9 protein-coding genes are annotated in these 9,939 nt (G+C 70.0%); 4 read left to right on the top strand and 5 right to left on the bottom strand.

What is annotated here, in order from left to right:
• On the bottom strand, positions 1 to 766 hold a 766-nt coding region (locus tag G6024_RS16920; RefSeq protein WP_338122143.1), incomplete at its 3' end, for a TRAM domain-containing protein.
• Positions 763 to 2,769, bottom strand: a complete 2,007-nt coding sequence (locus G6024_RS11920; protein ID WP_194307414.1) for an APC family permease — start codon at positions 2,767 to 2,769, stop codon at positions 763 to 765. The genes G6024_RS16920 and G6024_RS11920, both read right to left, overlap by 4 nt.
• A 98-nt stretch (positions 2,770 to 2,867) precedes the next feature.
• On the opposite strand from G6024_RS11920, the gene G6024_RS11915 reads away from it, so the two are divergent.
• Together G6024_RS11915 and G6024_RS11910 are read left to right on the top strand one after the other, a co-directional pair.
• Positions 2,868 to 3,530: a potassium channel family protein gene (locus G6024_RS11915; protein ID WP_159148789.1), complete on the top strand. Its 663-nt coding sequence runs from the start codon at positions 2,868 to 2,870 to the stop codon at positions 3,528 to 3,530.
• Positions 3,531 to 3,606: 76 nt separating this feature from the next.
• Positions 3,607 to 4,266, top strand: a complete 660-nt coding sequence (locus tag G6024_RS11910; RefSeq protein WP_069389099.1) for a potassium channel family protein — start codon at positions 3,607 to 3,609, stop codon at positions 4,264 to 4,266.
• On the opposite strand, the gene G6024_RS11905 is transcribed toward G6024_RS11910, so the two are convergent.
• Positions 4,241 to 4,933 carry a hypothetical protein gene (locus G6024_RS11905; protein WP_159148788.1) on the bottom strand — a complete coding sequence of 231 codons (693 nt, stop codon included), beginning with the start codon at positions 4,931 to 4,933 and terminating at the stop codon, positions 4,241 to 4,243. The genes G6024_RS11910 and G6024_RS11905 overlap by 26 nt on opposite strands.
• Before the next feature lie 49 nt (positions 4,934 to 4,982).
• Between G6024_RS11905 and G6024_RS11900 the strand changes: the two genes are divergently transcribed.
• Positions 4,983 to 5,171, top strand: a complete 189-nt coding sequence (locus G6024_RS11900) for a hypothetical protein (protein ID WP_067717794.1) — start codon at positions 4,983 to 4,985, stop codon at positions 5,169 to 5,171.
• Between the two features lie 51 nt (positions 5,172 to 5,222).
• Positions 5,223 to 9,137 (top strand): ATP-dependent RNA helicase HrpA, encoded by a 3,915-nt coding sequence (gene hrpA, locus G6024_RS11895; protein WP_159148787.1) that lies wholly within the window; start codon positions 5,223 to 5,225, stop codon positions 9,135 to 9,137.
• A 10-nt stretch (positions 9,138 to 9,147) separates the two neighbouring features.
• Here the strand turns inward: hrpA and nrdR are convergent, their stop codons facing one another.
• A complete protein-coding gene (gene nrdR / locus G6024_RS11890) occupies positions 9,148 to 9,603 on the bottom strand; it encodes a transcriptional regulator NrdR (protein ID WP_069389083.1) in 456 nt (151 codons plus the stop codon).
• Positions 9,604 to 9,714: 111 nt separating this feature from the next.
• On the bottom strand, positions 9,715 to 9,939 hold a 225-nt coding region (locus tag G6024_RS11885; protein ID WP_159148786.1), incomplete at its 5' end, for a hypothetical protein.

The raw sequence follows: 9,939 nt of genomic DNA, 5'->3' as shown, positions 1-9,939 counted from the left end.
GCCGCCACTCGTGGCCGCCCACCCGTCTCACGACGGTCGGTCCCCCGGCAACGATCTCCCAACCGGCCGCCCGCGAATGACGTGCCCTGGCGCGGGTCGCCGAGGACCGGCGGGATCGGCCGCTCCGGCCCCGCGGCGTGTCACCGACGGCCGGGCGGTGGGCGATGTGCACCATTCCGTCGTCACCGAGCACTCCGAGCACCTCGCGGCCCGGGCCGAGCGTGGTGGCGGAGACCGCATCACGCAGCCGCGGGTCGGGCTGGATGCAGGGCTCGGTCACCAGTTCACGGGAGCGCGCCCTCCGGACCCCCGGCACACCATCGGGGCCGGTGACCCAGCGGGCGACGGTACGCCAGCCGGACGTCGCGGGATCCGCGGCGGGGACCTCGACCGGGACCGCGTCGTCCCGGTATGCGATCCGGCCGATCCGGTACACCTGCTCGGCCAGGATCCTGCCGGCGAAACCGCGGGCGGCATCGGACGCGATGTGGCTCCAGTCGCAACAGCCGGCGCCGGCGGCCGCCGCCGGGCACGTCGGGACCACCCGGTCCGGGGATTCCTCGACCACCGCCTGGACCGTCCCTCGACAGAACGCGCGCCCGGGGTCGTCGTCGATGAGGACGTCGACCAGTTCGCCGGTGATCCCGCCGCGGCAGAACACCACCCGGCCCTCGTGGCGCGCGACGAACTCGCCGCCGTGCGCCGGTCCCTCCATGCGCAGGCGCACCACACGGCCCGTCCAGCCGGTCGCTCGGTCCTGGGTCATCTTTCCTCCGGTCCACCCCAGCGTCCGACGATGGGCTCGTCGCGGGCCTGCTCCGCGCGGCCGTCCGAGGACGACAACTGCCACGGGACGCTGGTCACCATGACACCTCGCTCGTAGAGCAGGCGGGTCTTGAGGCGCAGCGCGCTCTGGTTGTGCAGTATCTGCTCCCACCAGTGGCCCACCACGTACTCGGGGATGTACACGGTCACCACGTCCCGCGGCGCCTGATCGCGAAGGCGCTTCACGTAGTCCACCACGGGACGGTTGATCTCACGGTACGGGGACTCGACCACCTTGAGCGGAACCGAGATGCCGCGTCGATCCCATTCCCTCACGAGGGCACGGGTCTCGGCGGTATCGATGTTCACCGTCAACGCCTCGATCGAGTCCGGGCGTGCCGCCCGCGCGTAGGCCAGGGCCCGCAGGGTGGGCAGGTGCAGTTTGGACACCAAGACCACACAGTGTGTCCGGCTCGGCAGGACGACCTCCCACGAGGAGTCGTCGAGTTCGCGGGCGACCGCGACGTAGTGCCGGTGGATGAGTCGCATGATCCCGAACGCTCCGAGCATCGCCAGGACCGCGATGTAGGCCCCGGAGAGGAACTTGGTCGCCATGACGATCACCAGGACGCCGGCGGTGACGAGGAACCCGACGGCGTTGATCGCCCGGGACCTGTGGATCCGCCGACGCACGGACGGGACCCGCTCGTGGTCCAGGCGCCGGGTCCAGTGTCGGACCATGCCGAGCTGGCCGAGGGTGAAGGCGACGAACACGCCCACGATGTAGAGCTGGATGAGGAGCGACACCTGGGCGTCGAACGCCACGACCAACACGACTGCCGCGATCGCGAGGACGACGATCCCGTTGGAGAACGCCAACCTGTCCCCGCGGGTGGCGAGCTGTCGGGGCAGATACTTGTCGCGAGCGAGGACCGAGGCCAGCACCGGGAACCCGTTGAACGCCGTGTTGGCGGCGAGTGCCAGGATCAGCGCGGTGATGATGATGACGGCGTAGAAGGCGAGCGGCAACCCCTCGAAGACCGGTCGCGCCAACTGGGCGATCATCGTCTTCTGCCGGTACCCCTCCGGAGCGCCGATCAACTGTGCCGCCGGTTGCTCGGCGATCCGGACCCCGAGCCGACCGGCCAGGGCGATGAGCCCCAGGAGGAACGAGACCGCGAGAACCCCGAGGACGGCCAGCGTCACGGCGGCGTTGCGGGCCCGCGGCTTCCGGAAGGCCGGGACACCGTTGTGGATGGCTTCGATACCGGTCAGGGCGGCACATCCGGATGCGAAGGACTTGGCGACGACGAAGGCGAGCGCGAGTCCGGCCAACTCCGCCCCGTCCACCGGCACCATTTCGAATCCCGCGGATTCGGCCCGGAGGTCGCGGCCCAGGATCTCCACCTGGAACAGCCCCCAGACGATGAGTGCGGTCATGGAGGCGAGGAACGCGTAGACGGGCACGGCGAACATCGCGCCGGTCTCACGGAGCCCACGCAGGTTGAGCGCCGCCAGGAGGATGATCGCCAGGACGGCGAACGGAATCTCCCTGGATTGGACGAAGGGGATCGCCGATCCGATGGTCGCGGCGGCGGCCGAAATCGACACGGCCACCGTGAGGACATAGTCGAACAGCAGGGCCGCACCGACCGCCAGGCCCGCACTCGGACCCAGATTGACGGTGGCGACCTCGTAGTCGCCCCCTCCCGACGGGTAGGCGCGGACGTTCTGCCGGTAACAGGCGATGACGACCACCAGGACCGCCGCCACCGCCAGTCCCACCCACGGGGTGAACGTGAGTGCCGAGACCCCGGCGATGGAGAGCACGAGGAAGATCTCCTGCGGGGCGTAGGCCACCGAGGACAGCGCATCGGACGCGAACACCGGCAACGCGATCCGTTTGCGGAGGCTGGTGGCACCGATCGTGTCGCTGCGGGAGGGGCGCCCCACGAGGAGACGCTTGGTTCCCATGGAGACCTTCGAGATCCTGGACACCGACATATCGTAGGGCCCGCGAGCCCCGCCGGGCAGTATCCGTGGGTGTGAGTAGCGTGTCCGTCACTGGCTCACGTGCGTGGGCCGTGAGGAGTGGACTCGTCATGAGGGTCGTCGTCATGGGCTGTGGTCGTGTGGGGGCCGCGTTGTCCGTCGAGCTCGACGCAGCCGGCCACCAGGTCGTGGTGATCGACCGCGACCCGGCTGCGTTCGCCAGGTTGTCGGCGGAGTTCTCGGGAGGCACGGTGACGGGCCAGGGCTTCGACAAGACTGTGCTCACCGAGGCCGGGCTCGAGGGGGCCGACGCATTCGCCGCAGTGTCCTCCGGGGACAACTCGAACATCATCGCCGCGCGTGTCGCCCGGGAGACCTTCGGCGTCGACCGGGTGATAGCGCGCATCTACGACGCGGGGCGCGCAGAGGTCTACGAACGACTGGGGATCTCGACCATCGCCACGGTTCCGTGGGCCACCGGTCGTCTGGTCCGTTACATCACCGCCGGGTCGAGTCCCGTCGAGTGGCGGGACCAGACGGACTCCGTGTCGCTCGTCGCCCTCGACGCACCGGCGGCGTGGGTCGGGGTCCCGGTCGACCGGCTCGCGGCCGCGGTCGGAGGACGTGCTGCGGCCGTCACCCGCTTCGGCGAGAGCCGCCTCCCGGACGCTCACACGCTCGTCCAGGCCGACGATGTCCTCCATATCGTCGTGCCCTCGCAGACGGTGTCGGAACTGGACGACCTGGTGCAGGAAGGACCCTCCGATGTCTGAGAATTCCGTCCCCGACTACGCCGACGGCTCGGGATTGCTCGCCGGAGCCCCGGCCAGGACCGTGTACTCCGCGACCATGCGGGTGGTGGTGGCCGGAGCCGGTGTCGTCGGACGGTCGATCGCACGCGAACTCGTGACCGGCGGCCATGACGTCACGCTGATAGACAAGCGCTCCACCGTGTTCTCGGCCGACCCGGTCGACGGGGCGGATCAACAGGTCGGCGACGCCTGCGAGCTCAGTGTCCTCGAACGGTTGGACGTGCAGGCGGCGGACGTGGTGGTGGCCGCCACGGGTGATGACAAGGCCAACCTGGTGGTGAGCCTGTTGGCCAAGACCGAATTCGCGGTGTCCCGGGTCGTCGCCCGCGTCAACGATCCCCGCAACGAGTGGCTCTACGACGAGCGCTGGGGCGTCGACGTGGCGGTGTCGACGCCCCGGCTGATCGTCTCGGTCGTCGAGGAGGCGGTCTCCGTCGGCGACGTGGTCCGTCTGATGACCCTGCGCCGTGGAGGCGCGAACCTGGTGAGCGTGACGCTGCCGGACCAGACCCCGCTGGCGGGGCGGTCGGTGTCCCGCGTTCGGTTTCCCCGGGACGCCGCCCTCGTCGCGATCCTGCGCGGCGGGCGGGTGATCGTCCCCGAACCCGACGTTCCGTTCGAGCCCGGCGACGAACTGCTCGTGGTGGCCCCGGAGGAGGTCGAGGCCGATATCAGCGAGGTCGTCCTGGGCGGGTGACCGTCACCGCGATCTCCCGTCCGTAGTCCCATCCCGGGGCCAGCGGCAGGTCGTCACCGCTCCAGAAACGGCCCGGGTCGTACCAACTCGCCTCACCCGCGGGCAGGAGTACACCCATCGCCTCCAGGGTGACCCCCACGACCTCCGCGCAGTACGCCGCCTCCATACGCATCGCCGCACCGGCATCGGATCCCGAGCGGCCGCTGCGACCCCTGGCGTCCGGCCGCGTCCCACGTGCCGCCCACCGTCCCCGTGCCCACCTCGCGGTGAGACGTCCCGCGGAGGGGAAGGACACCCCGTTCAACCGGGCGATCGACTCCAGTAGCGCGTCCTCGTGTTCCCCACCCACCTCCAGGGAGATCTGGCGGAACCACGCTCGTTGGCCGTACGGCCCGGCCCACTGCCGGACAGCCGACTCGAGGTCATGCAGCTGCACCCCACGCTGGTGGCGACCCGTCCACACGTCCGGCAGCGCCCGTCCCATCTCGGCGTGCCACAGCAGCGGCGGCATGTCGTCCAGGACCACCGCGACGCCCACGTGATTGACGGGTGCGTTCGTCAGGGTCTGGATCAACCGGTCCGCCGTGCTCCGGCCGCGGAAGAGCCAGAGGTCCCCGGTGCGGGTGCGGTGCGCCGCGGCGGCCAGGGGGACGGTGTCGACGCTCATACCGCGATCCTGCCAGGCCGCCCGTGCGTACCCGCCTAGTCTCGGCCGTATGGCTCCCAGAGGACGACAGTGGCTCAAGGTGATCGGCGCGGCGGGTGCGGCGGGGGTGGCCGCCACGGGGATCCTGGCGGCCCGTTCCGAGCGGCGTCGGCGGTCCTACGAGCCCGATGAGGTGCGGGAGCGGCTGCACGAGCGCTACGCGAGGATCCAGAGTCGGCGGGACGGCGTCGTCGACTAGGGACCGCGCCGGTCGGAGCCCGGGGACGCGAGTCGATATCCTTGCGGAACCATGCCGTCGTCCTCCTCACCCACCCCCGATCTCCGCCGAGCCCGAAACGAACTCTTCGCCCGTCTCGACGATGTCGGCACCCTCGACGCCCATCGTCTCCGGTCCCGGGTCCGGCGTGCCCGGGTCGACCAACTGGATGACCTCGGACGGAGGATCGACGAGGCCGCCGAGCGCGTGCGGCGCCGATCAGAGTCGATCCCCACCCCCCGCTACCCGGAACAGCTCCCGGTCAGCGCACGCAAGGACGAGATCGCCGAGGCGATCCGGGACAACCAGGTGGTGGTGATCGCCGGCGAGACGGGGTCGGGCAAGACCACCCAGATCCCCAAGATCTGCCTGGAACTGGGGCGCGGGGTCAAGGGCATGATCGGCCACACCCAGCCGAGGAGGTTGGCCGCCCGCTCCGTCGCCGAGCGGATCGCGGACGAGCTCGGGGTGAAGATCGGTGGCCCGGTCGGTTCCGCCGTCCGCTTCGACGACCGCACCAGCCCCGAGACGGCGGTCAAGCTCATGACCGACGGTGTGCTGCTCGCCGAGATCCGGCGTGACCGGCTGCTGCGGGCCTACGACACGATCATCATCGACGAGGCCCACGAACGCAGTCTCAACATCGACTTCCTGCTGGGTTATCTCAAGCAGATCCTGCCCCGTCGCCCGGACCTCAAACTCGTCATCACCTCCGCCACGATCGACCCGGACCGTTTCGCCCGTCACTTCGCCGGCCCGGAGGGGCGCCCGGCCCCGGTCATCGAGGTCTCGGGGCGCACTTATCCCGTGGAGGTCCGGTACCGGCCCCTACAGGTCGTACACGCCGATCGCGTGGTCGACCTTGATCCCCTCGACGCGCTCGCCGACGCCGTGGCGGAACTCTTACGCGAGGACGACGGTGACGTACTCGTGTTCCTCTCCGGTGAGCGTGAGATCCGCGACGCCGAGGAGGTGCTGCGGGGCCGGAAGTTCCCGGGCACCGAGATCTTCCCGCTGTTCGCCCGCCTCACGGTAGCCGAACAGCAGCGCGCGTTCCGGGCCCATTCCACCCGACGGGTGGTCCTGTCGACCAATATCGCCGAGACCTCGGTGACCGTGCCCGGCATCCGCTACGTCGTGGACACCGGCCTGGCGAGGATCTCCCGCTACTCCACCCGGACCAAGGTGCAGCGACTGCCCATCGAGCCGGTGTCCCAGGCCTCCGCCGCGCAGCGCGCGGGACGCTGCGGCCGCGTCGCCGACGGGATATGTATCCGCCTCTACTCCGAGGAGGACTTCGACTCGCGCCCGGAGTTCACCGACCCGGAGATCCTGCGCACGAACCTCGCCTCGGTGATTCTGTCGATGGCGGATCTGGACCTGGGCCCCGTCGACGACTTCCCGTTCGTGGAACCCCCGGACCGCAAGGCCGTCCGGGACGGGCTCACCCTGCTCTCCGAACTCGGGGCGGTGAGGGTCGACGACGACGAGCGCCCTCACCTGACCGAGGTGGGCCGTGACATGGCGGCACTCCCCCTCGATCCCCGACTCGCCCGGATGGTGGTCGAGGGCCATCGCAACGGTTCGCTGTCGGACGTGCTGGTGGTGGTCGCGGCCCTGACGGTGCAGGACGTCCGCGAGCGTCCCGCGGAGGAGCGGGACAAGGCAGACCTGTTGCACCGCCGCTTCGCGGACAAGACCTCCGACTTCCTCGGATATCTCAATCTGTGGAGGTACATCACCGAGCAGCGCCGTGAGCTGTCCGGCAGCGCCTTCCGCAAGATGTGCAAGGCCGAGTATCTGCACTGGCTACGCATCCGAGAGTGGCAGGACCTCAACTCCCAGCTGCGGAGCATGTGCCGTGAACGAGGGTGGCATCCCGCGTCCGGACACGCCGCGGAGGACGACCTCCACAAGGCGGTCCTGACCGGTCTGCTCACCAATGTCGGTATGCGAGACGAGGAGACCCGCGAGTTCCGGGGCACCCGGGGCATCCGGTTCCAGGTGTTCCCCGGGTCGGACCTGTCCAGGAAGCCTCCCCGCTGGGTGATGGCATCCGAACTCGTCGAGACGTCCCGGTTGTGGGCGCGTGACGTCGCCCGGATCGATCCGGGGTGGATCGAACAACTCGGGGGTCACCTCACCCGCACCCAGTACTCCGAACCGCACTGGTCGGACGCCCAGGGTGCGGCGATGGCGTATGAGAAGGTGCTGCTGCTGGGATTGACCGTGGTGGAGGCGCGGCGGATCCTGCTCTCCAGGGTCGACGCCCCGCTCGCCCGCGAGATGCTCGTCCGCCACGGGATCGTGGAAGGACGCCTGGATACCCGGGTCCCGGTCATCCGCGAGAACGCCGAGGCCGTGGAGCAGGCCCGTGAACTGGAGACGCGGAGCCGCCGTCGGGATCTGGTGATCGACGACGAGGCATTGGTGGCCTTCTATCTCGACCGCCTGCCCGAGGACATCACCTCCGGCCGGCATCTGGAGTCCTGGTGGAAGAAGCGTGGTCATCGCGACCAGGAGGCCCTCCGTCTCACCCCCGAGGACATACGCACCTCCGAGGCGGTGCCCGATGCCGCCGATTTCCCGCCCCTCTGGCGTCAGGGAGAGCGGAGTTTCGAACTGCGGTACGCGTTCGATCCGGGCGTCACCACCGACGGGATCACGGTGCGCATCCCGCTGCCGCAGCTGTCCTCGGTCACCACCGCCGGGTTCGAATGGCTGGTGCCGGGGCTGCGGGAGGAGCTCTATACCGAGATGCTCCGCACGCTGCCCAAGTATCTGCGTCGACTGTGTTCTCCGCCCGCCGAGTTCGCGTCCCTGTTGGCGGGAGACGTCACGCCCCGGTCCGCCCCCTTGTCCGTCGCGCTCGCGCGGGCGCTGTCTACTCGGATCGGTACCACGGTCGACCCGCGTGACTTCGATCAGAACCAGCTACCGGGCCATCTCCGGATGCGTTTCGAGGTGGTCGACGGGGACGAGGTCGTGGCCTCCGGAACGGATCTCGCGCAGTTGAGGACCCGGTTGGTGGACAGGGTACGGGCGACCCTCAACGCCCGTCTGGTACCCGACAGGGGGCCCTACCGGGAGTGGACATCCGACACCGTCGGCGACCTCCCGCAGTCGGTCACCGGCTCGGTGGACGGGGTCGAGGTGACCGTCTACCCCGCCCTGCGTGTCGGTGGGGACGGAATTCACCTCGTGGCGTGCGCCACGGAGGACGAGCGTCGATCCACCCAGGCGTCGGCGGTGCTCACGCTGGTCTCGGCCGGCCTGGTCTCCGCGGCGTCGATTCTGCGCGGCCGTCCGGTCCAGCAGCGACTCGCGCTCACCCAGTACCCGCACGGAGGGATGGAATCCCTGGTGTCGGATGCATCGCTCGCTGCGAGTGGGCGGATCATCGCCCGGCGAAAGGGCGCACCGGTTCTCACGGTCGCGGAATTCCACGAACTCCAGGCCACTGCGCGGGCGGAGGTCCCCGGTGCGGTGGCGTCCGCGATCTCGTCGGCGGTTCCCGCGCTGATGGCCGCCCAGTCCGTGTCGGGCCGTCTGGCGGGGGCGCCCGCAGATGTCGCCGACGATGTCCGTCCTTCACTGGACTTCCTCGTCGGGCGCGGATTCCTCGCCCGCCATCCCTCGGATGTGCTTCCACATCTGGAGCGACATGTGCGGGCGGTCGGCCTCCGGTTGGACCTCGCGGAGAAGTCACCCGCCCGGCACGGCGAACTCACGGCGAAGTTGAACCGCTCCGAGTCGATCGTCGAGGAGGCGTGCGCCGCGCTGCGGCGGCGGCCGGGTGGCGCACGGGCGTGCCGCGACCTGCGGTGGATGCTCGCCGAGTACCGGGTGGGGCTGTTCGCGCAGTCACTGGGTACCGCCCGGCCGGTCTCGGCAGAGCGGATCGACAAGGCGGTGGCGTCTGCGCTCGCCCCGCGGTCGTCCCGATGATGCCGCGTGGTCAGCGGCTCGCGCGGCGCTCCCGGAGGGCGATGATCTCGCGTTCGAAGTCGTCGGCCGAGCTGAACTGCTTGTACACGGACGCGAACCGCAGGTAGGCGACCTCGTCCAGATCCTGCAGAGGGCCCAGGATGGCGAGCCCGATCTCGTGGGCGGGAACCTCGGACGCACCGCCGGATCGCACAGCGTCCTCGACCTGCTGGGCGAGGCGACGCAGAGCGTCCTCGTCAACCGATCGTCCCTGGCACGCGCGGCGGACACCGCGGACGACCTTGTCCCGACTGAACGCCTCGGTCACCCCGTTCCGCTTGAGAACCGTCAGCAGGGGCGTCTCCAGCGTCGTGAACCGGTGTCCACACCGGGGGCACTCCCGGCGACGCCGGATCGCCTGACCCTCGTCGACGGATCGTGAGTCGATTACCCGGGAGTCCTCGTGGTGGCATGTCGGGCAGTACATTCCCGTGGGGCCCTTCGTCGACCGGAGTTCACGCGTCCCGGATCGTGCCTGACGGAACGCGGGGGCGGTAGACCACCGCCCACGGTCCATTCTAGGAGGCCCGCTGCCCGGTCACGCGTAGGCGGGTCCACCGAGGAAGGCCACTGCGAGAAGCATGATCACGCCGAATGCGATCCCGCACGCCAGTAGCGCCCAGGCCGGCACGTCGTCGACGACCCCGGTGGACGCCGGGGCCTCGACATGGCACGCCCGCACGCGGTCCGTGGAGACCGGGCGCACGAGCACGCGGCGACCCGGGGCGACCGACGTGACGGCGGCCGGACGGGCGGTCACCCG

It is taken from the genome of Dietzia maris, from assembly GCF_014144855.1.
GTDB classification, from domain to species: domain Bacteria; phylum Actinomycetota; class Actinomycetes; order Mycobacteriales; family Mycobacteriaceae; genus Dietzia; species Dietzia kunjamensis.
The sequence above is the reverse complement of the archived record's forward strand: the minus strand, read 5'-3'. Positions and strand labels throughout refer to the sequence as shown.